This window comes from Streptomyces sp. NPDC089919, assembly GCF_040684615.1.
Lineage (GTDB): Bacteria > Actinomycetota > Actinomycetes > Streptomycetales > Streptomycetaceae > Streptomyces.
In genome coordinates, this window is record NZ_JBFBGK010000015.1 from 61,849 (window position 1) to 86,944 (window position 25,096).

Here is a 25,096-nt window from a genome sequence, read left to right on the forward strand (position 1 = left end):
GCGGACCCGCCGTGCTGGGCGTGATCGGTTCTCTCCATCCTGGCACGACCCCGATACGGCTGCCAGCCGTACGGATTCCCCGCCCGGGCGGGGCGCGGCCGGCCGGTGGCACCCACCGGACGCCTCGGCTCGGCATCAGCCCACCAGCCGTAACGTGGCCTGCAACTCCTGCCCCCCGAAAGCCGGCAGCGCCGGGAGGTCCGAGGTCAGCTGCAGCACTCGCATCCCGGGCGGCAGCCGCACCCGTCCGTTTTCGCGGCTGGCACTTCGGCGGTAGCGGGGGACGCACAGCAGCCGTTGCCCTGCCAGGCGTCGCGGCCTTCCTTCACCGCTATGACGGCGATGACCAAGGCTGCGATCGGGTCGGCCCAGGACCAGCCGAGGGTGGTGTTGAGGACCAGGCCGACCAGGACCACGGCGGAGAGGTAGGTGCACAGCAGGGTCTGCTTGGAGTCGGCGACCGCGCTCGCGGAGCCGAGTTCGCGGCCGGCGCGGCGCTGGGCCGCGGACAGGAACGGCATGATCGCGAGCGACAGGGCGGCGATGACGATGCCGGGGATGGTGGAGTCGGCCTCGCCGGTTCCGGTGAGCGCGCGGACGGAGTCGAGGGTGACGTAGGCGGCGAGGGCGAAGAAGGAGCCGGCGATGACCCGCAGCGCAGTCTTCTCGCGGGCTTCCCGCAGGGCGTGGTGGCGGGCGGAGAACTGCCAGGCCACCGCGGTCGCGGAGGAGACTTCGATGACCGAGTCCAGGCCGAAGCCGATCAGCGCGGTGGAGGAGGCGATCGTGCCGGCGGTGAGGGCGACGATCGCCTCGATGACGTTGTAGATGAGGGTGGCGGCGACCAGGAACCGTATGCGGCGGGTGAGGGCGTCGCGGCGGGCCGGGGACGGGCCCAGGGATATGGCTGTCATCAGCAGCAGCCCTTGGCGTCCGCGTCCGGGCAGGTCTTGTCGTGCTCGACGGCGAGGACGGCCTGGCGCAGGGCGTCCAGGGCGTGCCCCAGGCGGTCGTCTGCGAGCTCGTAGCGGGTACGTCGTCCGTCGGGTGCCGCCACGACCAGGCCGCAGTCCCGCAAACAGGCGAGGTGGTTGGAGAGCCGGGTCCTGGAGACGCCGATGGTCTCGGCGAGGTCGGAGGGGTAGGCCGGCGCCTCGCGCAGGGCGAGCAGGATCCGGCAGCGGATCGGGTCGGCGAGGGCGCGGCCGAAGCGGGCCAGCATCTCGATGTCAGAGGCGACTGTCAGCACACCCCGACAGTACAGCGATGCGTGAATTCATGAAACTGTGGACAGTCCGGTCGGTGGCGCGCACCCTTCCTGGTACGGCATGACAGTCATGCGGAGCAGGGCCCACGTGGATGACGGTCTGGGTACCGCGGCGGCCGTCGGCATCGTGGCGGTGACCGTTCTCGCTGTCGGCGGCATCGCGGCGTGGTGGCTGCGGCCCCGCCGCGCGGCATGGGCAGGCCGGACACACCGGGGGGATGTCCGGCGTGTCCGGCGCTGGCCGATCCGGTCCTCAAGCCAGCAGAGGCTGTGGTGCGGGTGCGGTGAGGCGTCCGGTGCGTGCCAGGGCAAGGACCGCGCCCGCCCCCGCTGCGCCGGTCAGGGTCAGCGCCCCCCACACCAGCCAGAGGGCCTGTTGGTGCTGGGCGTAGTCCCACAGGGCGCCGGTTGCCAGGTTGCCGATCGTGATGCCGATACCGGAGACGGTGTTGTAGAGGCCGTAGTGGGTGGCGACCAGGCGGTTGCCGGCCAGGGCGACCACGGTGTCCATCTCGAAGGGGTAGACGATCGCGCTGCCGACGGCCAAGGCGATCACCGCGGTGGCCAGCGCCGCCAGCGCCACCGCGGCCGGAACATCCGCGCCGCTGGCGGCGAGGAGGGCGAGCGGCGCGAACGCCAGGCCCATCACGCCGAGTCCCCGCACCAGCGCCTGCTGTCCGCTCCACCGGCCCTTGACCCAACCGGTCAGTCGCAGTTGTCCGGCGACGGCCACCCCGGCTGACAGCACGAACAGCAGGCTGGTGGCCTTCGCACCCGCGCTCCCGAACGCGTCGCCCGCGGCCAGCGGCAGTGCGAGATAGACCTGGAAGCTGAGCACGTAGGAGCCGATCATCGCAAGCGAGAACAGCAGGAACGGCCGGTTGGCCGCCACCGTGCACCACTGCGCCGGCACCGAGCTCTCGCGCCCGGCGCTGTCGGTGGCGCGGCGGGCGGGCAGCGCCCGGGCCTGCAGGACGGTCAGCGCGGCGAAGATGCCGGCGGCCACCAGGCACACCAGGCGGAAGTCGGCGGTCAGCAGCGCCAGGCCGACCAGGGGTCCGGTCAGCATGCCGGCCTGGTAGTAGACGTTGAACGTCGCGAACGCCTCCACCCGCCGGTCCCCGGCCTCAGCGGCGAGGTAGGCGCGTACGGCCGGGTTGAACAGGGCGCCGGCGAATCCCGTGGCCGCCGACGCGGCGATGAGGACGGGCAGGCTGTCGGATACGCCCAGCAGCGCGAACCCGGCGGTGCGCAGCAGGCAGCCGGCGATGATCGGTGCCTTGTAGCCGTAGCGGTCGGCGATCGTGCCGCCGATGAGGAACATGCCTTGCTGGGAGAAGTTGCGCACGCCGAGCACGAGGCCGACCGCCCACGCCGCGAGGCCCAGCCCGTCGGCGAGGTGGGCGGCGAGGTAGGGCATCAGCATGTAGAAGGCGAGGTTGATGGCGAACTGGTTGGCCATCAGCAGGCGCACGGCGGGCGGGAAACTGCGGGTGGCGGACAGAAGGGTCTTCACCTGGCCACTCCCGCCAGGCCCGCGCCCGTTCCGGCGGGCGGCGTGCCGGGTGCCGGGTCCAGGACGGTTTCGCACTTCGTCCACCGGGTGACGGTACGTTCGCCCGGGTGGCTGATCTGGTCGGGGGCGGTGGCCGGCTCCCAGCCCAGCAGCCCGCGTTCCTGACACCAGGCGTCGTCGAAGACGGTCCCGGCGTAGCGGTGCGGGCCGTCGGGGAAGACGGCGGCGATCCTGGCCTCTGCGGGCAGGGCCGTGGCGAGGTGGCGTGCGACCAGGGCCACCGCGCCCACGCTCCACCCACCGCTGGCGTACCGGGAGCGGGCCAGGGCCCGAGCGGACCAGACCGCTTCCCCGGCGGCGACCCAGTGCACCTCGTCGAACAGGGTGTAGTCGACGTTGCGTGGGTAGATGCTGCTGCCCAGGCCCCTCATCAGCCGTGGTGCGGCCTCCTGCCCGAAGATCGTGGAGCCCGTCGTGTCGACGCCGACGACCTTCAGGGCGGGAAAGTAGCCGCGCAGTACCGAGGCCACCCCGGCCGAGTGGCCACCGGTGCCGACGCTGACGACCAAAGCGTCGATCCGGCCGAGCTGGGCGACCAGTTCCCTCGCCAGGCCGGCGTAGGCGCTCACGTTGTCGGGGTTGTGGTACTGGTCGGGGCACCACGCGTCCGGGTCCAGCGACAGGAGTTCGCCGACGCGGTCGCGGCGGGCCTGCTGCCAGCCCCCCTCCGGGTGCGGTGCGCGGACCATCTGCACGTCCGCGCCGTACGCGGTGAGCAGCCCCGACACCAGGGGTTCCATGCCGGGGTCGGTGACCACGGTGACCGGATGACCGAAGACGATCCCCGCCAGCGCCAGGCCAAGGCCAAGGGTGCCGGAGGTCGACTCCACGATCCGGGCGCCGGGCATCAGGTCTCCGCGCTCGCGGGCGCGTTCGACCATGAACAGGGCGGTGCGGTCCTTGATACCGCCGGGGTTGTGGCCTTCGAGCTTGGCCCAGAAACCGCGCCCGGCAGCTGTGAAGGGTTCACCGACCCACAGCACGGGCGTGTCACCCACCAGGGAGGCCGGGGAGTGGGCTTGCAGCGTCGTACCGGTCACCAGCTGCGCGGGCGCCGGGGCGGAGGAGGGCATGATGGAGGAGTTCATCGCACGGGTCTCCTGCCGGCCGCCACGACGGTCAGGGGCGGGGCGGGCCGGTGGTGTTCGAGGACGGAACCATCGGTGGACGATGACGCCACCGGCGCCCGGATGTGGGACGCGGTCGGCGACGAGGGCCCCCTCAGGTACGCCAGACCCCCAGCGAGGCCCGCACCCCGCCAGGCTCCGCGCGGCCCCCACCGCCCTCGGCGCAGCACCCCACTCGGCTCTGTCGCGCCTTCGTCGGAGCGGGGCCGGACACCAGGAGCCAGCCGCTGGTAGCCGACGGCGGCTCGGGCAGGTCCGTCCGGCGGCCGTCCGCAGCGGGTTCGTCCCCGCCGGTGCACCCCTCGGAAGCGTCGTGGTCGCACAGGACCACGAACGCCACCGCCGGATGAGTGTGCGGGAAGGAGGCAGCTGCAGCGGCAGGCACTGAATCGGTCCGAGGGAGCCCGGCGGCCTGAGCTCCGTGGGCGCAGCCGAGCAGGTGCATCAGCCCGGCCAGCACGGTGACCAGAACCAGCCGCCACCGAACAGACCGAGGTACGCGACGATCCGCTCCCATCAGCACAACACGAAGCGTACGCGAACAGCTACATAAAGTGCTCGTCAGGAGAGGCGCCCCGTTCTCACCAATGGCTGCTGAGCAGATGCCTGCCAGGCGGGCCGTGAGCGGCGCGGCCGGCACATGAGTGCAGAGCAGTGCTCGGCCCATCGCGTCCTTGCCGAGGGGGGCGATCCTCCCGGGCGGCGGGGTCAGCAGGCGTAGGCGCCCTCGAAGGAGTAGAAGTTGAGGTTGCCCCAGGTCCTGGGGCCGACGACGCCGTCGGGGTCGAGGTGGGCGCAGCCCTGGAACTTGACGACGGCGTTGTAGGTCAGCTGGCCGAACACGCCGTCGATGGCGATGTCCGGGTCCGTCAGGGCGGCGTTCAGCTGGCACTGGAGTGCCTGTACCGAGGGGCCCTGGCTGCCCTTGCGGAGCACCGGTTCGTTGGTGGAGTACCAGCCGCAGCCCCCGGGGTCGTTGGAGGCGGAGGCAACGCCGGCGCTGGAGAGGGTGAGGCCGGCGAGGAGGGCGGTGCCGGCCGCGACGAGGGCGAGGTTCTTGCGCATGTGGGTCCTTGGTGCTGAGGAGTCGGAGTGGGGGTGGCGGTCTGCGGGGCCGAGGCGGGCGCCCGGTCAGCAGATGTGGTTCGCCTCGGTGTCGATGTCCGCGTACAGGTCGAGCCAGTGCCAGGTGACCGGGCCGACGACGCCGTCCCGGTCGATGCCGGCGCAGCCCTGGAAACGGACCACGGCGTCGTAGGTCTGCTTGCCGAAGACGCCGTCGAGGGCGAGGTGGGTGTTGCTCATGTCCTGGTTGAGCTGGCACTGGAGGGCGGTGACGGCGGCACCCCTGCTGCCCGAGCGGAGCGTGGGCTCGCTGGTGCTGTAGGTGTAGCCGCAGAACTCGGCGCCGGTGGCGGCGGAGGCGGCCGGGGCGGCCGTGAAGCCGAGGCAGGTGAACAGGGCGGCGGTGCCGAGGGCGGCGGTGAACTTCTGGCGCATGGAGGGTCCTTGCGGGGAGGTGGGGCCGGGCGTGCGGGGGCGACCCGCCACCGGGCCGCCGGCGCGGCGGGCGGGTGGCTGCGGGAGCGGGCGCGGTTCAGCAGATGAAGCGGGCGGAGTTGCTCCAGCGGTCCAGCAGGTTCCAGGTGATGGGACCGACGATGCCGTCCGTGTCGATGTCCATGCAGTCCTTGCCCTGGAACTCGATCACCGCGTTGTAGGTCTTCTGGCCGAAGACCCCGTCCACGTCGAGGTTGGCCCACCTGATGGTGCGGTTCAGCTCGCACTGGAGGGCCTGGACGGCGAGGCCGCTGTCGCCGTACCTGAGCATCGGCTCCGACGTGGTGAAGTTCGAGCAGACGCCGCCAGACTGGGCGGCCGAGGCCACCGGCGCGGAGACGAAACCGAGGCCGACGAGCAGGACGGTGGTGCCGAGGGCGGCGAACTTGCGCATGGAGGTGCTGCTCCTGGGGTGTGTGGGATCGGTAGCCCGGGCCGACGGCCGCGGACGGCTGCCTTCCGGTGCCCGGCCGTCGGTGCGCGACGGTGCGGGTGGCCCAGGCACCTCGCTCCCCGGTCGCCGACCCGACGACCGCGCCGGCCATCAGGGGCCGTGGAGAGCGGGGAGGAGAGGCGCCGCGGAACCGGGCGGCGCGGCCGGCCCGGTGCCTGGCGGTCAGGACTGTTCCACAGCCGAGATCGGCGCGGCAACACACGGGCGTCCCAAGAGGTGCAGTGGGGCGTCCCTCCGGGAGGGATCTCTGTCCCAGGCCGCTGACCTGCGCATCTCGTCGCGTCGGGCCTCGCCGCGGGACGCTGCCGGGGAAGGGGAACGGGATGCGGCCCGGGCCCGGCTCGGGGTGGGGCGATACGCCTGGACGGCCCGGCGGGACAGCCCGGCGGGACGGGTGGGGACGACCGTAGGGAACAGCGGGACGCGTCCCGCGGAGTCGGGACGGGCGGGAACTCGGTTCGCCGGACGGGGACACGGGCCCGGAGGTGGAACGGGCGGGAACCCGGCGTCCCGAACGGGCGGGAGGGGGGCCGCGGCTGAGGTGGCCCGCCCTCCCGCCCGTGGGTCACGGGTACGGGTGGACGGGTCAGCCGATGGTGGCCGGGGCGTCCCGCAGGGTGACGTTGGCGTGGCTCTCCTGGAAGCTCTGGTCGGAGACCAGGGTCAGGCGGGCCGTGGACTGGAAGTCGGGCAGGGTGACCGAACCGCAGGAGACCATCGTGGTCTTGAGCTTGGCGATGGTCACGGCGAGGCCTTCGTTGAGATCGCCCGCGTAGGGGACGTAGCCGTCGACGCCCTCTTCGAAGATCAGGCCCTGGCCGCCCTGGCCGTAGCGCTGCCAGTTGCGGGCTCGGTGGGAGCCCTCGCCCCAGTACTCCTTCACGAAGCCGTCCCGGGTGGGGAGCTTCGCCCCGGCCGCCTGGTCGAAGCGGGCGAAGTAGCGCCCCATCATGACGAAGTCGGCGCCCATCGCCAGCGCCAGGGCCACGTGGTAGTCGTGCACCAGCCCGCCGTCGGAGCAGACCGGGACGTACTGGCCGGTCCGCTCGCGGAAGGCGTCCCGGGCGGCGGCGACGTCCAGCACGGCACTGGCCTGACCTCGGCCGATGCCCTTCTGGTCCCGGGTGATGCAGATGGAGCCGCCGCCCACGCCGACCTTCACGAAGTCCGCGCCCGCCTCGGCGAGGAAGGTGAACGCCTCGCCGTCGACCACGTTTCCGCCGCCGACCGGGATCTCCGGGTAGTTCTTCTTCACCCAGGTCAGGGCCTGCGCCTGCCAGTCGCTGAAGCCGTCCGAGGAGTCGAAGCACAGGACGTCCGCGCCGGCCTCCAGCAGGGCGGGGACGCGCTCCTGGTAGTCGTGGGTGTTGATGCCCGCGCCCACCCGCAGGCGCTTGGCGCCGTCGACCGCCTGGTTCGGGAAGCGCTTGTTGTCCGTGTAGTCGGACCGGAAGACCAGGTACTGCAGGTGCCCCTCGGCATCGCACACGGGGAGGCAGTCCAGACGCTGGTCCCACAGCCTCGCGTTCGCCTCGGAGAGCGTGATGTCGGCTGCAGCGTGCGGGAGTTCGGTGACGGCGGTCATCCGCCCGCTCACCGGCCCCGCCAGGTCGTGGCGCTGGGGGTGGAAGTCCCGGGAGGTGACCAGGCCGAGCAGACGGCCGGTGGCGCTGCCGTCGTGGGTGACCGCGGCGGTGCTGTGGCCGGTGCGCTGCATGACGCCGAGCAGGTGGCTGAGGCTGTCGTCGGGGCGCACGTTGGTGTCGCTGGTGACGAACCCGGCCTTGAAGTCCTTCACTTGGCGCACGGCCGCGGCCTGGTCCTGGATGGACTGGTTGTGGTGCAGGAAGCTCAGTCCGCCGTTGCGGGCGAGCGCGATGGCGAGTTCCGGGGTGCTGACGGCCTGCATGATCGCGGAGGTGAAGGGGGAGCCGAGCTCGATCGCCGGCTGCTCGCCCACCACGTGCCGCACCAGGGGCGTACGCAGGCTGACCGTGGCGGGCGAGCAGTCCGTCCGCGTGCGGTTGGGCAGGAGCAGAAACTCGTTGAACGTCCGTGAGACCTCGGCGATGACCTGTGCCACTCGTTCCTCCTGACGGGTCGGCCGGAACCCCGTCGCCCGGCCGTGAACTCCGCCCCGTTTCCCAACCCCCGGGCAGGCGGCCGCCGGCAGCGCGGCTGCGTCAGCGCCGCAGGCCACGGCAGAGCTCTCACCTGCCCGTGTTCGAACGGGTACGGTCGTGACCAGGCACTCTATCCACACCCCCACCACCACACGAATCCCGGTCCGGCCACCGGTTCTGTTGCTTCACGGGCGGGACCCTGGCCCTGCCATCCGGATCAGGTGCAGCTCGGATCGTGGCGCCTCCGGGTCCGCGAGCGCCACCAGGTGGTGCGTGGGGTCCTCGCGCCGCTCCAGTGCCGCCACGTATGCCAGCGCCTGCTGCAGAGCCAGCGCCGGTGCGTGCTGACGCAGCGCACGCAGAGCAGCGAGGCGACCCTCGTCGGCGAGGATCTGCGCCACACGTGCCTTCAGTGGCGGCTTCGCACGGGACGCCGTGGGCCCTCTGAAGCGCCGGCGGTACTCGTCCTGCCAGTTGCCCATCTTGAACGTCACGATCGGGATCATGTAGACGCTCCCGTCGTCGCCGTCGACGAGGATCGGCCCGCCACCGACGATGTGGCTTCCCGGGTCTCCCGTCTCGAGCCAGGCCCGTGACCGAGTCGAGACGAGCCATCCGAACTCGTGCTGCGCCACCCCGGAAACGACCTCGGGCGGCGTGGGCCTGCGCGAGAGTGGATGCCGCTCCCGGTGCTCACGCTCGAGGGCTTGCTCAGCCAGTTCTACGGCACGCTCTTGCGACATCACGCATACATCATGCGGTTGGTCCTCCGGTCAGCCAATCGGAATTCGTACCCGCCGCGACGGCGCCTTGTCAGGGGGCGTAGGCCAGGGCTCGCTGGATGGCGTCGCGGACCGAGTCGTCCGGCTCGTGGGGCAGGCGGCGGCTGAGGGCCTGGCGGCGCTCGGCGGGTAGCGGGGCGCTGGGGGGTGTGGTCCTGGTCATGAGGACGGCGGCGAGGGCGCGGACGTCGGGTACCGGATCGGTGAGGGCTGCGGCCAGGAGGTCCCGCCCGCGGTCGCCTTGGGCTGCCAGGGCTCGGAGGACGGCTGTCCTGACGGCGGGGTGGGGTTCTGCGGCCAGCGCCCTCAGGAGGGTGCCGGGCAGGGCGGCGCTCGGGGCCGGGTGGGTGAGGAACGTGCAGGCGGCGGCTCGTCGGCGCGTGGGGAGTTCGTCGTCCAGGAGTGTGGCCACGAGGTGGTCCTCGTCGCCCGCCATCTGGTCGCTGAACCAGTGGAGGTTGAGGTGTCCGGCCCGCACGAAGTCGAGCCAACGCTCGTACCAGGACAGGAAGTCGGAGTCGGAAGAGAAACAAGGGGCGAAGAACCCCTCGGTGTTGACCTCGACCAGGCGCCCGCGTCCGGGTCCCGTGACGACGAGCAGCGTGCGGTCGCTGCATCCCCGGTCGACGATCGTGAGAGTGCCGGGGAAGGATCCCTCGAGGTCGCATCGGTCATCCGGGCCCATGGGGACATCGAGGTCCGGGACGATCGGGAACGGTTCGCTGAGCTGTCCCGCGCCGCGCCGCCCGAGCCACCGCTCCATGGGCAGCAGGCCGTAAGTGGGGCCGTATCCGGCGTGGCCGATCTGCGTGAGGAACTGCCGGAATTCCTGCGGCAGTCGGATGCCGTGGGTGTCCTCGAAGTCCCCGACCTGGGTCTCGGTGAGCACGGGGCCGAGGGTGGCCTGCTCCGTGGCGGGCAGGGCGGCGAGCTTGGTGCGGATCCGGGTGATCCTGGCGTCCACCGGTACGTCTTTTCGTGGCGGTCTTCGTGGCGGGAGGCAGTGCGAGCCGTGAGCGTAGCCCATGATCGGGCGGAGCCCGGGCACCGGTCCGCCAATGCCGGAGCGCCGGCCGGCACGGTCGGCTTTCTGGTCGAATCATGGCGCAAACCGGGCCCGATTCCCGGGTCGCGGCAGGTCCGACGGTAGAATCGGGCGGGTTGCCTTGCTTCGGGCGCCTGTGCTGGGTCGGTCCGGGGAATTCCTAGGACGAGGATCCGGATAGCTGCGATGACCACCCAGACGACGGTTTCCGGGACGCCGATGGCGTTGTTCGGCGGACAGTCCGCGCCCGCTGTCCGGACCTTGCTGGACGTGCTGCGTGCCACGGCGACCGCGTGCCCGGACGAGCCCGCGCTGGACGACGGCACGGTCGTGCTGTCGTACGCGGAGCTGATGGCCGCGGTCGAGCGGCAGCGCCGGCGGCTGGCGGAAGCCGGGGTCGGCCTCGGCGACCGCGTGGGCGTCCGGGTGCCGTCCGGGACCAACGAGCTGTACGTGGGGATCCTGGCGGTGCTCGCCGTGGGCGCCGCGTACGTGCCGGTGGACGCCGAGGACCCGGACGAGCGCGCCGAGACGGTGTTCGGCGAGGCGGACGTCAACGCGGTGCTCGGCGCCGGCGGCGTCCTGGGCGAGGTCAAGCCGTCCGGGCACGCGGCGGACGACCCGTCGCCGGAGCACGACGCGTGGATCATCTTCACCTCCGGTTCCACCGGCAAGCCGAAGGGCGTGGCGGTCAGCCACCGCAGTGCGGCGGCGTTCGTCGACGCCGAGGCGGCGATGTTCCTCCAGGACGAGCCGATCGGGCCCGGGGACCGCGTGATGGCGGGTCTGTCGGTGGCGTTCGATGCCTCCTGCGAGGAGATGTGGCTCGCGTGGCGGCACGGCGCCTGCCTGGTGCCGGTGCCGCGCTCCCAGGTCCGCAGCGGCGCGGACCTCGGCCCGTGGCTGGCCGAGCAGGAGATCACCGTGATCTCGACCGTGCCGACGCTGGCCGCCCTCTGGCCGTCGGAGGCGTTGAACGAGGTCCGGCTGCTGATCTTCGGCGGTGAGGCGTGCCCGCCCGAACTCGTGGAGCGGCTGGTCACCGAGGGCCGTGAGGTGTGGAACACCTACGGCCCGACCGAGGCCACCGTGGTCGCCTGCGGCTCGCTGATGACCGGCGAGGGGCCGGTCCGGATCGGCCTGCCGCTGGCCGGCTGGGAGCTGGCCGTGGTCGACGAGGCCGGCGAGCCGGTGCCGATGGGCGGCACGGGCCAGCTGGTGATCGGCGGTGTCGGCCTGGCCCGCTATCTGGACCCGGTGAAGGACGCGGAGAAGTACGCGCCGCTGGAGTCCCTGGGATGGGAGCGGGCCTACCGCAGCGGCGACATCGTCCGGGCCGAACCGGAAGGGCTGGTCTTCCTCGGCCGCGGCGACGAGCAGATCAAGCTCGGCGGCCGCCGGATCGAGCTGGGCGAGGTGGACGCCGCGCTGCAGGCGCTGCCGGGCGTCGCCGGCGCCGCGGCGGCCGTGCGCACCGCCCGCAGCGGCAATCAGCTGCTGGTGGGCTACCTGGTCGTCCAGGAGGGCTTCGACCGGGACGCGGCCGTGGAACGGCTGCGCGCCGGGCTGCCCGCCGCCCTGGTGCCGCTGCTGGCACCGGTGGACGAGCTGCCCACCCGGACCTCCGGCAAGGTCGACCGCAACGCCCTCCCCTGGCCGCTGCCCGAGCTGGAGCAGTCGGGCCCGAGCGAGCAGCTGTACGGCACCGAGGCCTGGCTCGCCGAGCAGTGGACCGCGGTACTGGGCACCCCGGTCCGCGGTGCCGGGGACGACTTCTTCGCGATCGGCGGCGGCTCGCTGGCCGCCGCCCAGCTGACCACCCGGCTGCGCACCCGCTACCCGCAGGTCTCGGTACTGGACATCTACCAGCGGCCGAAGCTGCGCAAGCTGGCCCGGCTGCTGGAGCGCTCCGCGCTGGCCGACGGCCCGGCCCGCAGCGTCCGGCCGACGCCGGTGGGCGCCCAGCTGCTCCAGTCGGTGCTGCTGGTGCCGCTGGCCACCCTGACCGGCCTGCGCTGGTCGGTGGCCCTGCTGGCCCTGGGCAACGTACTGCACCTGACGGGCGGCTACGCCTGGGCGCCCACCGCGTCCTGGTGGCTGCTGGGCGGTGCGGCCCTGGTGCTCTTCTCCGCGCCCGGCCGGATCGCGCTGGCGGCCGGCGGCGCCCGGCTGCTGCTGCGCGGGGTGACGCCCGGTACCTACGCGCGCGGCGGCTCCGTACACCTGCGGCTGTGGACCGCCGAGCGGCTGGCCGAGGCGGTCGGCGCCGGGTCGCTGTCCGGTTCCTGGCTGGTGCGGTACGCCCGCGCCCTGGGCGCCAAGGTCGGCGACGACGTCGATCTGCACGCGCTGCCGCCGGTCACGGGTCTGCTCAAGCTCGGCAAGGGCTGCGCGGTCGAGAGCGAGGTGGACCTGTCCGGCTACTGGCTGGACGGTGACCGGCTGGAGATCGGTACGGTCCGGGTCGGCTCCGGTGCGGTGATCGGCACCCGCTCCACGCTCTTCCCCGGCGCGCGGGTCGGCAAGCGCGCCGAGGTGGCGCCGGGTTCGGGCGTGACCGGGCAGATCCCGACCGGCCAGCGCTGGGCCGGCGCGCCCGCCCTGAAGGTCGGCAAGGCGGAGCCGTCCTGGCCCAAGCAGCGGCCGCCGCGCACTCCCCGCTGGGCGGCCGTGTACGGCGCCACGGGCTTCGCCCTGAGCGTCCTGCCGCTGCTCTGCGCCCTGCCCGCGCTGCTGGTGACCGGCCTGTTCGTGCAGCCCGGCGACGACCTGTCCGGCGCGCTGCGCGCCGCGCTGATCGCCGTGGTGCCCGCCACCCTGGCGTACGGCCTGACGTACGCCGCCCTGGTGCTGGCCGGGGTCCGGCTGCTCAGCCGCGGCCTGCGCACCGGCCACCACCCGTTGCACGGCCGGATCGGCTGGCAGGCCTGGACGGTCACCCAGCTGATGGACCTGGCCCGGGAGACCCTGTTCCCGCTGTACGCGGGCTTGATCACGCCGGTGTGGCTGCGGCTGCTCGGCATGCGGGTCGGCCGGCGGGCGGAGATCTCCACGGTGCTGGCGCTGCCCAGCCTGACCAAGGTCGGCGAGGGCGCCTTCCTCGCCGACGACACGCTGATCGCCCCGTACGAGCTGGGCGGCGGCTGGCTGCGGATCGGCGAGGCGGAGGTCGGCCGCAAGGCCTTCCTCGGCAACTCGGGGATGACCGCGCCGGGCCGTTCGGTGCCCGACCGGGGCCTGGTCGGCGTCCTGTCGGCCACCCCGAAGAAGGCCAAGCGCGGCAGCTCCTACCTCGGCATGCCGCCGGTGAAGCTGCCCCGCTCCGCGGAGACCGCCGACGAGGACCGCACCTACGCCCCGCCGAACCGGCTGCTGTGGGCGCGCGGGCTGACCGAGCTCGGCCGGCTGGTGCCGGTCTTCGCCTCCGCCACCCTCGCCGTCTGCACGGCCGCAGCGCTCTGCGCGCTGGACGCCCCGCTGCTCTCCGGCCTGGTGGTGCTGGGCGCCGGCCTGGTGGCCTGTGCCGTGTCGGTGTTCGCGAAGTGGTGCCTGGTGGGGAGGTTCCGTACCGGTGAGCACCCGCTGTGGTCCGGCTTCGTGTGGCGCAACGAGCTCGCCGACACCTTTGTCGAGGTGCTGGCCGTGCCGTGGCTGATCGGCCGGGTGCCCGGCACCGCGGTGATGTCCCTGTGGCTGCGCGGCCTCGGCGCCCGGATCGGGCGCGGCGTGTGGTGCGAGTCGTACTGGCTTCCCGAGCCGGACCTGGTGGAGCTGGGGGCCGGCGTCAGCGTGAACAGGGGCTGTGTTCTGCAGACCCACCTCTTCCACGACCGGATCATGAGGCTGGATACTGTGGTCCTCCGCGAGGGCGCGACCCTGGGCCCGGGCGGAATCGTGCTGCCAGGCAGCACCATCGGGGAACGCGCCACCCTCGGTCCCGCCTCGCTCGTGATGCGTGCGGAGACCGTCCCGGCCGACACCCGCTGGCTCGGCAACCCGATCGAGGCCTGGCAGTAGCCACGCCATGACCGAGACAGCGCACGGAGAGAAGCAACCGGTGAGCACCAAGCAGCCCGCGGCCGCCGACCCGTACTTCCCCGCCAACGGCGACCACCGCTGGCACGCCCACCGCTACGAACTCACCCTGGACTACCGGCCGGGCCCCAACCGGCTGGCCGGCTCGGCCCGGATCAACGCCGTGGCGGGGCCGGAGCAGCTGCGCGAGTTCGCCCTCGACCTGGCCGACTTCCGGCTCGGCAAGGTGCTGGTCGACGGCCGGGCCGCGCACTACACCCACCGCGGCGGGAAGCTGCGGGTCAAGCCCGCCAAGGCACCCGCGGCCGGGGCCGCGTTCACCGTGGAGGTGCACTGGTCGGGCAACCCGAAGCCGGTCCGCAGCCCATGGGGCGGCCTGGGCTGGGAGGAACTGACCGACGGCGCTCTGGTGGCCAGCCAGCCGGTGGGCGCACCGTCCTGGTACCCGTGCAACGACCGGCCGTCCGACAAGGCCAGCTACCAGATCTCGCTCACCACCCCGTCCCCGTACACCGTGGTCACCGGCGGCCGGCTGGTCACCCGTACCACCCGGGCCTCCACCACCACCTGGGTCTACGAGCAGTCCGCGCCCACCGCGAGCTACCTGGTCGGCGTCGCGGTCGGCGCGTACCGCGAGGTGCCGCTGGTCGAGTGGGGTACCGGCCAGGTGCTGCAGACCGGGTACGTCCCGGCGGCGATGCACGAGCGCTTCGTGCACGACTTCGGCCGGCAGCCGCAGATGATGCGGCTGTTCGAGGACCTGTTCGGCCCTTACCCGTTCGACGGGTACACCGTGGTGGTCGCCGACGAGGAGATAGACGTACCGGTGGAGGCCCAGGGGCTGGCCACCTTCGGCACCAACCACGTGGACGGGGCGCGCGGCGACGAACGGCTGGTCGCGCACGAACTGGCCCACCAGTGGTTCGGCAACAGCGTGACCATCGGCGGCTGGCAGCACATCTGGCTCAACGAGGGCTTCGCCAAGTACGCCGAGTGGCTGTGGTCCGAGCGCTCCGGCGGTGCGGGCGCGCAGCAGATGGCCGAGTCCGCGTACCGCCAGTTGCTCGCCCTGCCTCAGGACCTGCGGGTCGGCGACCCCGGCCGGCGGCTGATGTTCGACGACCGGGTCTACGAGCGGGGCGGCCTGACCGTCCACGCGCTGCGGGTGGCCCTGGGCGAGGAGGCCTTCTTCCGGATGGTCCGGGACTGGGCCACCTCCCGGCGCCATTCGGTGGTCACCACCGCCGACTTCACCGCCCACGCGGCCCGCTACAGCCCCCACCGTCTCGCCCCCCTCTTCACCGCCTGGCTCGACACCGGCACCCTCCCGCCGCTGCCGGTCCTCGAGACCGGCTCCCATCTCGTCTGAGGCTGCCGGGTCCCGGGGTGCGGTCAACCGCCGAGCGCCGGGGGTCCGAACCAGTGGGTCAGGGTTTCGTGTAGTTCTGCTGCCGCGGTGGCTGTGGGTGTGGTGGGTGCGGTGGTCCAGGCGGCGTGGCCGTCGGGGCGGACGAGCACCGCTTCGGCGTGCTCGAGGGTGTGCGGGTGGGTGTGGGCGGTGGTGAGCCGGTCCGCCCAGGGGCGGGCGGCGGCGGCGAGGGGGTGGGGGTCCGGGGCGCCGGTGAGCAGCAGTGCGCCGCCGGTGGAACGGGTCAGCAGCGCCGTGAGGCGGTCTTCGCCGTTCGGGCCCAGCGGGATGTCCGGCACCATCCGGCCCGCCCACGGGTGGGCGGGGTCGCCGGCGGCGGGGTAGCGGGTGCCGACGGCGGTGATCGCCTCGGCCAGGGGCCCGGCCGTGTCCCCGGCTTCGGCCAGTTCGGCGAGCAGTTCGCGGACGGGTGCCAGCCGGTCGTCGTCCCCGTCCACCGGGGCGAGTACCGCCTGTGCGCGGGTGTTGCGGAGCAGGCGCCGGCCGGCCGCGTGGCGCTCGTCGTGGTAGGTGTCGAGCAGCGTGTCCGGCGCCTGCCCCCGCGCCACCAGGGCGAGCTTCCAGCCCAGGTTGACGGCGTCGTCGAGCGCCGCGTTGACCCCGATGGCCCCGGCCGGGGGGTGGATGTGCGCGGCGTCCCCGGCGAGCAGCACCCGGCCTGCCCGGAACCGCTCGGCGAGCCGCGCCGCGTCCCCGAAGCGGGTCAGCCACCGCGCCTCGGCGATCTCGGCCCGGTGGCCCAGCGCGGTCTCGATCGCGCGCTGGAAGGAGTCGAGCGCGACCGGCTCGTGCGGGTCGGCGGGCGGCGCCGGATCGGCCGTGAGGAGCCGGACGTAGCCGGGGCGCGGGATCGCGAACACCGAGCGGCCACCGGGCCCGGTACGGGGGCCGAACGGTACGGCCGACGGGTCGGCGAGCACCACGTCCCCGAGCAGGGTGAAGGTGCGTGCGGGCGTTCCGGGGAAGCCGATCCCGGCCGCCTTCCGCACCGTGCTGCGGCCTCCGTCGCAGCCGACCAGCCACCGGCAGCGCACGCTTGACGGTCCGCCGGGGCCGGTCACCTCGGCCGTCACACCGTCGGCGGCCTGCCGCAGGCCGGTGAGGCGCCGGCCGCGGACGAGGCGTGCGCCCGACTCCTCGGCCCACTCGGCGAGCAGTTCCTCCACCCGGGTCTGGGCGATGCCGAGGACGTAGGGGTGTTCCGTGCGCATGGCGCCGAGGTCGAGGCGGGACGCGCCGACGAACGCCGTCGTCGGCACGGTCGGCCCCTCGGCGAGGAAGCGGGCGGCCAGACCGCGGCGGTCCAGCAGCTCCAGGCTGCGGGCGTTGAGGTTGAACCCGCGGCAGTGGCCCGGCGGTTCGGGCTCCCGTTCCAGGACCAGGGCCCGCACCCCGGCCCGTCCCAGTTCCCCGCCGAGGGTCAGCCCGGCGGGCCCGGCACCGACGATCAGGACGTCCACGACCTCGTCGGCCTCGTCCTTCGATGCGCCGCCGCTCATCGCACGTCCCCTTCCGGCCAGGCCAGCGTCCCGCGCTCGATCTCGTCCACGGTGCGTTCCACCCAGGCCAGTTCGGCCTCCGCCATGGCCGCGGCGTACTCGGCCTCGATGACGAACAGCCGTGGCGCGCCGTGCTCCTCGCGGGCCGCGCGGTAGCCCTCGGCGTCCTGCGCGATCCGCTCCCGCAACGCGGCGGCCCGCTCGCGCAGCGCCCCCGCCGCGCGGACCGGGCCCAGCGCGCCGAGGTAGCCGACGGCGGAGAGGAACCGCGGGTACTCGGGTGAGGGCTCGCGGATCAGCTCGTCGAGCCAGTCGGTGAAGCCGGCCCGGCCGGCGGCGGTGTGCCGGTAGACGGTGCGGGCGGGACGGTTGCCGACCTGCTCGGTGCCGTCCGGCTCGATCCAGCCGTCCCGGGTGAGCGCCCGGACGGTGTCGTAGAGCGATCCGGTCGTCAGCTTGAACGCGCGCTCCATGCCGCGCTCGCGGAGCGCACCGGCCATGGCGTGGGGATGCATCGGCTGCTCCAGCAGCAGCCCGAGTACGGCGAGGGCGAGGGCGTTGGCGGGGCGCTTCGGGGGCTTCTCGGGCTGCTGGCCGGCGGAGGGTTCGCGGGTGGGCATGGCGCTCCAATGTGTCGACATGGCGAACTGCTCGGTGTCGATTACTCGGATCCGAGTATACGGCGCAGCACGCGGAGGACAAGGTTCGGAGGCTGGGCCACGCGGCTCGGCCCGCCCGCCGCATGGGCGAGCGGGCCGAGCGCAGGGGGGCGGCGTGGGCTGACTGCTACCGGGTACCGGCCGCCTCGCCGTCGGAGCGTCCCGCCAGGTGCCGGGCGAAGAACCGCGCCGCGTCGTCACCGGCGAACTGCGGAACGCCCGTGTGGCCGCCCATGTTGGCCTGCAGGGTCTTCTCCGCGGAGCCGAAGGCGTCGAAGAGGTCGAGGGAGGCCTGCCGGTCGTTGCCCTCGTCGTCCCACTGCAGCAGGACGTGCAGGGGAATGGCGACCCGCCGGGCTTCCTCGAACGTGGCGCGGGGCACCAGGCTCCCCGCGAACAGCCCCGCGGCCACGATGCGGGGTTCGACCACGGCGAGCCGGACCCCGATGGAGATCACACCGCCCGAGTAGCCGACGGGGCCGTCGATCTCGGGCAGCGCGAGCAGGGCGTCCAGGAGGGCCTGCCATTCCGGGACGGCCCGGTCGACCAGCGGGATGACGAGGTCGTCGATGATCTCGTCGCCCACCGGCTCCCCCGCCTGCAGGGCACGGCGCAGTTCGGCGCGGGCCCCTTCCAGGACGGGCAGCCGGGGCCGGTCCCCGCTGCCGGGGAGTTCGATGGTGGCCGCCGCGAACCCTTCGGCGGCAGCGCTGCGGGCGCGGCCCACGAGCCGGGGGTACATCCTGGCCAGCCCCAGCGGAGGGTGGCCGAGCAGGATCAGCGGTACCGGTGCGGACGCCGCGGCGGACGCGGGGGTCCACAGGATGCCGGGAAGGTCGCCGAGGGTGAAGGAGCGCTCGAGGACGCCGTCGTCGAGGCGCTGCTCAGAAGTGAAATGCATGGTCGTGCCTTTCGGGAGTGCACTGGAACGGCGCTCCCGGACGACCTGCCTATCGCCCGACCGTGACCCCGGAGGGGAGCACCCATGTCATGACTGTGTTCACGGGTACCACCTCCTTGATCTCTCGCACGGCCACTCGGAGGGTAGCAGCGCCCCCTCGGCTCCGCCCAACGGATTTCCGCCGCGGGCCGGCGCCGGGATCAGGCGGGGGTGCCGAGCGGCGGGTGGTCGAGCACCCGGGGGCGGTACTCGACCAGTTGGATGCGGCCGTCGAAGGTGCGGTGGCCGATCATGTCGAGGGCCACGTCCGGGTAGCCGTCGTAGATGCGTTCCTGGCCGGTGGCGCCGGTGATCACCGGGAACATCACGACCCGGAAGCGGTCGACGAGGCCGGCCCGCAGGAGGGAGCGGCACAGGCTGAGGCTGCCGATCGTGCTGAGCAGCCCGGTGCCGGTCGCCTTCAGGGCGCGCACCGCCTCGACGGCGTCCTCGCGGACGAGGGTGGCGTTGGCCCAGGTCAGCGGCGCCTCGAGCGAGGAGGAGAAGACCAGCTTGGACGCCCGGGTGAGCCCGTCGACGGAGGCCTCCTCCTCGGGCCGGAACTCGTCCTGACCGGCCGGGACCTCGCCGGCGGCGAAGCCGGACATCAAGCGGTAGGTGTTCGCCCCCATCAGGTACGTGACCTCGGGCTGCTCGCCGAGCCACGCAAGGTACTCCGGGCCTTCGAGGCCCCAGAAGCCGGGCCAGCCCTCGCCCGACGCGTAGCCGTCGAGGGAGGTGATGAAGTCGACCAGTAGCTCCGGCATGGCGGTGTCCTTTCCTCGGGTGTCACGAGCTTGGACCGGCCGGGAGCCGTGAACTCATCGGCCGCGCCGTGAGCCGTGCGGAAAGAACGCCGCCGCCGGCCGTTCACGCGCCGGGGCGCGGTGCGTGAACGGCCGGCTGCGGCACCTCGCCGCTGCCGCGTCCGGGCCTCAGGTGGCGGAGCCGGCCGCGGCGCCGGTGACGCGGTCGGCGCCCCAGCGGGCGAGGGCGGCGTCCAGGTCCAGGGGGCCCATCTTCGGCTGCTCGCCGGGGGCCGCCCAGTCCTCCCGGGGCACCCGCCACATCACCTCGAACTCGTTGCCGTCCGGGTCCTTGGCATAGAAGGACAGGGACTGGTGGTGGTCGGTGGCGCCGACCAGCGCCCCGCGCTCGGAGAGCACCCGGCCGATCTCGGCCAGCTCGCCGAGGGTGCCGACCTCCCAGGCCAGGTGGTAGAGGCCGACCCGGCCCGGCTGCGGGCCGGGGGCGTCGGCACCGATCGCGAAGAGGCCGAGGTCGTGGTCGTTCAGCGTCTCCTGGGCGCTGAGGAAGGCGGCTCGACCGGGGATCTCGGTGTCGACCTTGAAGCCCAGCACCTCGGTGTAGAAGGCGACCGAAGTCGCGACGTCGCGGATGTAGAGCACCGCGTGGTTGAGGCGGCGTACCGGCATGGGGGGCTCTCCTCGCCAAGTTCGAATTTGAACTGAATGACTCAGACGATAGCTGTTGGTTCGAATTTGAACAACCAGGGTCGGGTGCGGCCGACGGCGCCCCGGCCCCCGCCGACCCGATCATGGCCCGGGGCGGTCCGCCGGCGCGGCATGATGGGGCCGTAAGGCGTAACCGGCCCGCGCTGACGCGCGTACGGGACCGGGGACGCGGCGAGTGGACGGCGAGAAGGACGTACGAAGGTGACGGCAACCACTGACATCGAGAAGGCGGCGGACGTGCTGCGGGCGGGGGGCCTGGTGGCCCTGCCGACGGAGACGGTCTACGGCCTGGGCGCCGACGCCGAGAACCCCGCCGCCGTCGCGCGGATCTTCCAGGTCAAGGGCCGTCCCCCGACGCATCCGCTGATCGTCCACATCGGCGCCGCCGACCAGCTGGACGACTGGGTCGAGGAGGTGCCCGCGACCGCGCGCCTGCTGGCCGAGCACTTCTGGCCGGGGCCGCTGACGCTGGTCCTGCGCCGGGGCGCCCGCGTCCCGCTGGAGGCGACCGGCGGGCTGGAGACGGTGGCCGTGCGCGTGCCCGACCACCCGGTGGCCCTCGCGCTGCTGTCGGCCTTCGGCGGCGGGGTCACGGCGCCGTCCGCCAACCGCTTCGGCTCGGTCAGCCCCACCACCGCGGGCCACGTCGTGGAAGAGCTCGGCGACGCCGTCGACTGCGTGCTCGACGGTGGCTCCTGCGCGGTCGGCGTCGAGTCGACGATCGTGGACGTCACCGGCGAGTGGCCGGCCGTCCTGCGACCCGGAGGAGTGACCCGCGAGGCCCTGGAGGCGGTGCTCGGCGCCCCGGTCGCCGTGCCGGCCGGCACCACCGTCCGGGTGCCCGGCCAGCACCCCTCCCACTACGCGCCCGCCGCGCGCGTGGTCCTCGTCGAGCCGTCGCAGGTGGTGGCGGAGGCCGAGCTGGCGCAGGAGCAGGGGCACCGGGTCGGCGTCTTCCTGCCGCCGGCCCTCGCCGGCGCCGAGGTCAAGGCCCATGCCGTGGTGAGCCTGCCGGCGGCCCCGGAGGCCTATGCGCAGGGGCTGTACGGGTACCTGCGCGAGCTCGACCAGCAGGGCTGCGACCTCATCGTCGCCTCCCTGCCCGAGGAGGAGGGGCTGGGGCTGGCGATCGCCAACCGGCTCCGCCGGGCGGCCGGCCCCCGGGCCTCCGTGTAACCGGCCGCGCCGGGGCGGTCAGGAGGCGTCGGCCGTCGCGTCGTCCAGGCCGCGGGTGGTGACGAGCTGCGCGCTGCCGTCGGCCAGCCGGTAGGACATGCCCACCACGCCCAGCCGGCCGGCGGCCACGGCGTCGGCCAGTACGCGGGAGCGCTCGAGCAGCAGGTCGACCGTGGCCTCGATGTGCTCGGCCAGGATCTCCTCGGCGCTCTCGCGTCCGGCGGCGCGGGCCGCCAGCACGCTCGGGGTCACCCGCTCGACCACGTCCCGGACGAAACCGCCCGGGGTCTGCCCGTTCTCCAGGGCCGAGCAGGCCGCGGCGACTGCGCCGCACGAGTCGTGCCCGAGGACGACGACCAGCGGCGTGTTCAGGACGCTCACACCGAACTCGATGGAGCCCAGGACCTCGGTCCCGGCGACGTGCCCGGCGGTGCGGACCACGAACAGGTCGCCCAGACCGCGGTCGAAGATGATCTCGGCGGCCAGCCGGGAGTCGGAGCACCCGAACAGCACGGCGAACGGCCGCTGGGACGGGGCGGTCTCGGTCCGGCGGACGGCGTCCTGGTTCGGGTGCTCGGGCGTGCCCGCGACGAAGCGCTGGTTGCCGGATATCAGCAGGTCGAAGGCGTCACGGGGCGTCGGGTTCTGGATCTCGGTCATGGCCGCAGCCTACGAGGCCCAGCCCGCGGCCGCACCGACAGGTCCGGCCGGGGCGCCGGCCACGGGCTCCCGGCCGGCCGCCCCGGCTACGGCGCCCCGCCCGTCAGGGGCGGCCCGCGACGAACCAGCGGGCGGGGAGCCGGACCGGGGCGCCGTCGGGGCCGTCCTCGCTCATGGCCAGGGCGGTGCTCCCCTCCGCGAGGACGGTCAGGCCCGCGGCCCGCAGCAGGTCGGCCACCTCGCCCTCGGCGACCTCACCGGGCCGCAGGTCGTTCTCCTTGACGCGGCGCAGCTTGGGCGAGGGGCCGCCGGGCTGGGCCGCGAGCTCGGCGATCACCGTCTTGGCCTCGCCGGTCGGCTCCAGGACCAGGGCGCGGCCGCGGGTGCCGACCAGTCGGGCGACGGCCGCGGCCACCGCGGGGCGGTCCTCGGGGTCGCTCTGGTGCAGCACGGCCCGCATGTAGACGTTGGTATCGCCGAGGCGGTCGTGCAGGGCGCCGGTCTGGACCGGGTCGGCGAGGTTGACCTGCTCGTACGAGGCGACCTCCGCCGGGTCGGCCCGGCGGGCGTGCGCCACGGCGGCGGCGGAGAGGTCCACGCCGACGGCGGCGGGGAAGCGGGTGGCGAGGTAGCGGGTCTGGGTGCCGTTGCCGCAGCCGAGGTCGGCGACGGGCAGGGAGTCGTCGGCGTGCGGGGTGAGATGGGCGAGGTCGCGCTGCGCGGTCAGGGCGGGGTCGGCGTCCCAGAAGGGTTCGCCCGGCTCCCCCGAGGACTGCTCCCAGAAGCCGTCCCAGGCGGTGCGGTAGCGGTCGGACACGCTCATGCGGTCTCCTTGCGGGTCGGGTCGGGGGCGGGGCCCGTGGGAGGCCGCGCCCGTCTGCCGTCCGGTTCAACGAGCCATCGGCCGCCCGGTGGTCACCCGCCGCCTCCATCCTGCGCGGGGACCCGGCCGGGCAAACAGGGACGGCACCGAGGGGACTGCCCCGCTCGCCCCGGACGGCCTCGACCGGCCGGGGCGAGCGGGGCCGCCGGACCCGGCACCGCTACGGCGTATCGGCGAGGTGGAGCACGCCGAGCGACTGGGTGGCCCGGGTCAGCGCCACGTACAGGTCGTTCACTCCCATCCGGTCCGGCTCCACCACGACGACCGAGTCGAACTCCAGGCCCTTGGCCTCGCGCGGGTCCACCAGGACCAGGTCGTGCCCGAGGTCGACGGGCCCGTCGGGCAGGCCGAGCAACGGCCGCAGCACGTCCCGCAGTCCGGCGGGGGCGATCACGGCGAGGCGGCCCTCGGCGGGCACCGCCTCCTCGACCGCGGCCGCCACCTCGGCGAGCGCGACGGTGCGCTCCCAGGGCCGGTGGCCGGTGCTGCGGATGGAGCGCGGCGGCTCGAAGCCGGGCTCGACGGCCCGGCGGCGGGCTGCCGCGTACTCCATGATCTCGGCGGGGGTGCGGTAGTTGACGCCGAGCCGGGTCAGCTCCCAGCGGTCCGCCACGTACGGTCCGAGGATGTCCTGCCAGGCGCCCAGGCCCGCCGCGTCGCCGGTCTGCGCCGGATCGCCCACCAGGGTCATCGAACGGGTCGGCACCCGGCGCATCAGCAGCCGCCAGGCCATCGCGGACAGCTCCTGCGCCTCGTCCACGATGATGTGGCCGAAGGCCCAGGTCCGGTCGGCGGCGGCCCGCTCGGCGGCGCTGCGGTGGTCGGCCTCCTCGTGCCGGTCGGCCATCCGCTCGGCGTCGATCACGTCGTGCGCGCCGAGGACTTCGGAGTCCTCGTCGTCCTTGTCCTCGAACTCGTAGGTCCGCGAGGCGTACGACACGTCGAGCACGCCCTGCGCATAGGCGATGCGGCGCTCCCGCTCGGCCTCGGCGGCGACGCGGGCGGCCGAGTCGTCCTCGCCCAGCAGCTCCGCGGCCTCGTCGAGCAGCGGCACGTCGGCGGGGGTCCAGACGCCGGCTTCGCGCCGGATCGCGGCGGCGTCCTCCTCGGCCAGGTGGGTGGGCTCGGCGAGGTAGTCGGCCAGGAAGCGCTGCGGGGTGAGCAGCGGCCACAGCTCGTCGATCGCGGCGTGCACCTCGGGGCTGGTGGCGACCGCCTTGGCCAGCTGCGCGATGTCGTCAGGTCCCAGGAAGTTCGGCCCACCGTACGGGTCGGCGCCGATCCGGTCCGCAAGCTGCTCGGTGAGCGCGTCGATCAGGTTGAACGCGAAGTACGGGCGGGCCAGGTTGTGCGGCAGCAGCGTCTCGCGGGCCTTGTGGCGCGCCTCGACGGCGGTGCCCCAGTCGATGACCAGGTCGCCGTCGTCGTGCCGGACCACGACCGGCTCGTCCTTGTCGGGGACCTGCTGGCGGTCGCGCAGGGCGGCGGCCAGGGCGTCGGCCATGCCGGCGCGGCCCTTGACCTCGGCGGCGCGGGCGGTGTCGGTGCCGGTGGCCTCGACGCCGGGGAAGAGCTCGCCGACGGTGGCGAGCAGGACGCCGGTCTCGCCGAGGGCGGGCAGCACCTCGCCGATGTAGCCCAGGAACGCGGGGTTGGGGCCGACGATCAGGACCGCCCGCTTGGCCAGCAACTCCCGCTGGGCGTACAGGAGGTAGGCCGCCCGGTGCAGGGCGACGGCGGTCTTGCCGGTGCCGGGGCCGCCCTCGACGACCAGGACGCCCTGGTGCGGGGCGCGGATGATCCGGTCCTGCTCGGCCTGGATGGTCTGGACGATGTCGCCCATGCGGCCGGTGCGGGCGGCGTTCAGGGCGGCCAGCAGCACCTCGTCGGCGTCGTGCGACTCGTGGCCGGTGCGCTCGGTGTCGGCGAGGTCCATGATCTCGTCGTGCAGGGCGGTGACCTCGCGGCCGCGCGTGGTGAGGTGCCTGCGGCGGCGCAGGCCCATCGGCTCGAATCCGGTGGCGAGGTAGAAGGGGCGCGCGACGTCGGCGCGCCAGTCGATCAGCAGCCGGGTCCTTTCCTTGTCGTCGCGGTGGATTCCGAGGCGGCCGATATGGAAGGCGGTGCCGTCGCGGTGGTCGATGCGCCCGAAGCACAGTCCGGTGTCGGGAATATTGAGGGCCGCGAGCACGGCGGACCTTTCGGCGACGACGACGTCCCGCTCCATGCGCGCCTGCTGACCGGTCCCGACCTGGGCGATCGCGGTGCGCACGGCGGATTCGGCCTCGGCCCTGAGCACGTCGAGGCGTGCGTGGACGAGGGTGACGAATTGCTGTTCGCGCTGCAATTCCTCGCTTGACAATTCAACTCCTGACCCGGTACGATGCTTTTAGTTGCCCCAACTGC

Annotated in this window: 21 protein-coding genes; 3 read left to right on the plus strand and 18 right to left on the minus strand. The window is 73.5% G+C overall.

All coding sequences use genetic code 11. The features are described 5' to 3' along the window. Positions 1-206: 206 nt before the first annotated feature. From AB0O40_RS09375 to AB0O40_RS09420, 10 genes are all read right to left on the minus strand, one after another. Positions 207-914, minus strand: a complete 708-nt coding sequence (locus AB0O40_RS09375) for a cation transporter (RefSeq protein WP_365037371.1) — start codon at positions 912-914, stop codon at positions 207-209. Beyond that, positions 914-1,249, minus strand: a complete 336-nt coding sequence (locus AB0O40_RS09380; protein ID WP_365037373.1) for a metalloregulator ArsR/SmtB family transcription factor — start codon at positions 1,247-1,249, stop codon at positions 914-916. Before AB0O40_RS09380 ends, AB0O40_RS09375 begins: the two co-directional genes overlap by 1 nt. Before the next feature lie 271 nt (positions 1,250-1,520). Continuing rightward, the gene (locus AB0O40_RS09385; RefSeq protein ID WP_365037375.1) at positions 1,521-2,783 is read right to left on the minus strand and encodes an MFS transporter; all 1,263 of its coding nucleotides are present in this window, start codon (positions 2,781-2,783) and stop codon (positions 1,521-1,523) included. Beyond that, complete coding sequence (locus tag AB0O40_RS09390) at positions 2,780-3,931, minus strand: PLP-dependent cysteine synthase family protein (RefSeq protein WP_365037377.1); 1,152 nt, start codon at positions 3,929-3,931, stop codon at positions 2,780-2,782. Before AB0O40_RS09390 ends, AB0O40_RS09385 begins: the two co-directional genes overlap by 4 nt. Positions 3,932-4,678: 747 nt before the next feature. Further along, positions 4,679-5,035: a peptidoglycan-binding domain-containing protein gene (locus AB0O40_RS09395; protein WP_365037379.1), complete on the minus strand. Its 357-nt coding sequence runs from the start codon at positions 5,033-5,035 to the stop codon at positions 4,679-4,681. Positions 5,036-5,101: 66 nt separating this feature from the next. Beyond that, complete coding sequence (locus tag AB0O40_RS09400) at positions 5,102-5,470, minus strand: peptidoglycan-binding domain-containing protein (RefSeq protein ID WP_365037381.1); 369 nt, start codon at positions 5,468-5,470, stop codon at positions 5,102-5,104. 97 nt (positions 5,471-5,567) lie between these two features. Then, entirely contained in the window at positions 5,568-5,924 is a 357-nt protein-coding gene (locus AB0O40_RS09405; RefSeq protein WP_365037383.1) for a peptidoglycan-binding protein, read from the minus strand. A 646-nt stretch (positions 5,925-6,570) separates the two neighbouring features. Next, on the minus strand, positions 6,571-8,067 hold the full coding sequence (locus tag AB0O40_RS09410) for an IMP dehydrogenase (protein ID WP_365037385.1): 1,497 nt from the start codon (positions 8,065-8,067) through the stop codon (positions 6,571-6,573). A gap of 225 nt (positions 8,068-8,292) precedes the next feature. Then, the gene (locus AB0O40_RS09415) at positions 8,293-8,850 is read right to left on the minus strand and encodes a YrhB domain-containing protein (protein ID WP_365037447.1); all 558 of its coding nucleotides are present in this window, start codon (positions 8,848-8,850) and stop codon (positions 8,293-8,295) included. Between the two features lie 70 nt (positions 8,851-8,920). After that, entirely contained in the window at positions 8,921-9,853 is a 933-nt protein-coding gene (locus AB0O40_RS09420) for a HEAT repeat domain-containing protein (RefSeq protein ID WP_365037387.1), read from the minus strand. 267 nt (positions 9,854-10,120) lie between these two features. Between AB0O40_RS09420 and AB0O40_RS09425 the strand changes: the two genes are divergently transcribed. Continuing rightward, positions 10,121-13,951: a Pls/PosA family non-ribosomal peptide synthetase gene (locus tag AB0O40_RS09425; RefSeq protein ID WP_365037388.1), complete on the plus strand. Its 3,831-nt coding sequence runs from the start codon at positions 10,121-10,123 to the stop codon at positions 13,949-13,951. A gap of 40 nt (positions 13,952-13,991) precedes the next feature. Next, the gene (locus AB0O40_RS09430) at positions 13,992-15,338 is read left to right on the plus strand and encodes a M1 family metallopeptidase (protein WP_365037390.1); all 1,347 of its coding nucleotides are present in this window, start codon (positions 13,992-13,994) and stop codon (positions 15,336-15,338) included. Between the two features lie 23 nt (positions 15,339-15,361). Here AB0O40_RS09430 and AB0O40_RS09435 read toward each other — a convergent pair whose 3' ends face one another. The 5 genes from AB0O40_RS09435 to AB0O40_RS09455 all read right to left on the minus strand — a co-directional run bounded on the left by AB0O40_RS09435 (position 15,362) and on the right by AB0O40_RS09455 (position 19,932). Further along, positions 15,362-16,897 carry an FAD-dependent monooxygenase gene (locus AB0O40_RS09435; RefSeq protein ID WP_365037392.1) on the minus strand — a complete coding sequence of 512 codons (1,536 nt, stop codon included), beginning with the start codon at positions 16,895-16,897 and terminating at the stop codon, positions 15,362-15,364. Continuing rightward, complete coding sequence (locus tag AB0O40_RS09440; RefSeq protein WP_365037394.1) at positions 16,894-17,517, minus strand: PadR family transcriptional regulator; 624 nt, start codon at positions 17,515-17,517, stop codon at positions 16,894-16,896. Before AB0O40_RS09440 ends, AB0O40_RS09435 begins: the two co-directional genes overlap by 4 nt. Positions 17,518-17,683: 166 nt before the next feature. After that, entirely contained in the window at positions 17,684-18,457 is a 774-nt protein-coding gene (locus AB0O40_RS09445; RefSeq protein ID WP_365037395.1) for an alpha/beta hydrolase, read from the minus strand. Positions 18,458-18,657: 200 nt separating this feature from the next. Beyond that, positions 18,658-19,263, minus strand: coding sequence for a dihydrofolate reductase family protein (locus AB0O40_RS09450; RefSeq protein WP_365037397.1), 606 nt, complete (start codon positions 19,261-19,263; stop codon positions 18,658-18,660). A gap of 168 nt (positions 19,264-19,431) precedes the next feature. Then, positions 19,432-19,932, minus strand: a complete 501-nt coding sequence (locus AB0O40_RS09455) for a VOC family protein (protein ID WP_365037399.1) — start codon at positions 19,930-19,932, stop codon at positions 19,432-19,434. 240 nt (positions 19,933-20,172) lie between these two features. Here AB0O40_RS09455 and AB0O40_RS09460 point away from each other — a divergent pair, with 240 nt between their 5' ends. Further along, entirely contained in the window at positions 20,173-21,147 is a 975-nt protein-coding gene (locus AB0O40_RS09460; protein WP_365037401.1) for an L-threonylcarbamoyladenylate synthase, read from the plus strand. An 18-nt stretch (positions 21,148-21,165) separates the two neighbouring features. On the opposite strand, the gene AB0O40_RS09465 is transcribed toward AB0O40_RS09460, so the two are convergent. The 3 genes from AB0O40_RS09465 to AB0O40_RS09475 form a co-directional block, all read right to left on the minus strand. After that, positions 21,166-21,807: a carbonic anhydrase gene (locus tag AB0O40_RS09465; RefSeq protein ID WP_365037403.1), complete on the minus strand. Its 642-nt coding sequence runs from the start codon at positions 21,805-21,807 to the stop codon at positions 21,166-21,168. Positions 21,808-21,910: 103 nt separating this feature from the next. Further along, entirely contained in the window at positions 21,911-22,630 is a 720-nt protein-coding gene (locus tag AB0O40_RS09470) for a class I SAM-dependent methyltransferase (protein ID WP_365037405.1), read from the minus strand. Positions 22,631-22,850: 220 nt separating this feature from the next. Then, complete coding sequence (locus tag AB0O40_RS09475; protein ID WP_365037406.1) at positions 22,851-25,052, minus strand: UvrD-helicase domain-containing protein; 2,202 nt, start codon at positions 25,050-25,052, stop codon at positions 22,851-22,853. Between the last annotated feature and the right edge of the window lie 44 nt (positions 25,053-25,096).

What these genes read in the sequence shown, in the direction of transcription:
- AB0O40_RS09390 (WP_365037377.1), bottom strand. Translation starts at nt 3,931, where the DNA reads ATGAACTCCTCCATCATGCCCTCCTCCGCCCCGGCGCCCGCGCAGCTG.
- AB0O40_RS09440 (WP_365037394.1), bottom strand. Translation starts at nt 17,517, where the DNA reads ATGCCCACCCGCGAACCCTCCGCCGGCCAGCAGCCCGAGAAGCCCCCG.
- AB0O40_RS09435 (WP_365037392.1), bottom strand. Translation starts at nt 16,897, where the DNA reads ATGAGCGGCGGCGCATCGAAGGACGAGGCCGACGAGGTCGTGGACGTC.
- AB0O40_RS09445 (WP_365037395.1), bottom strand. Translation starts at nt 18,457, where the DNA reads ATGCATTTCACTTCTGAGCAGCGCCTCGACGACGGCGTCCTCGAGCGC.
- AB0O40_RS09450 (WP_365037397.1), bottom strand. Translation starts at nt 19,263, where the DNA reads ATGCCGGAGCTACTGGTCGACTTCATCACCTCCCTCGACGGCTACGCG.
- AB0O40_RS09405 (WP_365037383.1), bottom strand. Translation starts at nt 5,924, where the DNA reads ATGCGCAAGTTCGCCGCCCTCGGCACCACCGTCCTGCTCGTCGGCCTC.
- AB0O40_RS09425 (WP_365037388.1), top strand. Translation starts at nt 10,121, where the DNA reads ATGACCACCCAGACGACGGTTTCCGGGACGCCGATGGCGTTGTTCGGC.
- AB0O40_RS09470 (WP_365037405.1), bottom strand. Translation starts at nt 22,630, where the DNA reads ATGAGCGTGTCCGACCGCTACCGCACCGCCTGGGACGGCTTCTGGGAG.
- AB0O40_RS09465 (WP_365037403.1), bottom strand. Translation starts at nt 21,807, where the DNA reads ATGACCGAGATCCAGAACCCGACGCCCCGTGACGCCTTCGACCTGCTG.
- AB0O40_RS09375 (WP_365037371.1), bottom strand. Translation starts at nt 914, where the DNA reads ATGACAGCCATATCCCTGGGCCCGTCCCCGGCCCGCCGCGACGCCCTC.
- AB0O40_RS09400 (WP_365037381.1), bottom strand. Translation starts at nt 5,470, where the DNA reads ATGCGCCAGAAGTTCACCGCCGCCCTCGGCACCGCCGCCCTGTTCACC.
- AB0O40_RS09395 (WP_365037379.1), bottom strand. Translation starts at nt 5,035, where the DNA reads ATGCGCAAGAACCTCGCCCTCGTCGCGGCCGGCACCGCCCTCCTCGCC.
- AB0O40_RS09455 (WP_365037399.1), bottom strand. Translation starts at nt 19,932, where the DNA reads ATGCCGGTACGCCGCCTCAACCACGCGGTGCTCTACATCCGCGACGTC.
- AB0O40_RS09415 (WP_365037447.1), bottom strand. Translation starts at nt 8,850, where the DNA reads ATGTCGCAAGAGCGTGCCGTAGAACTGGCTGAGCAAGCCCTCGAGCGT.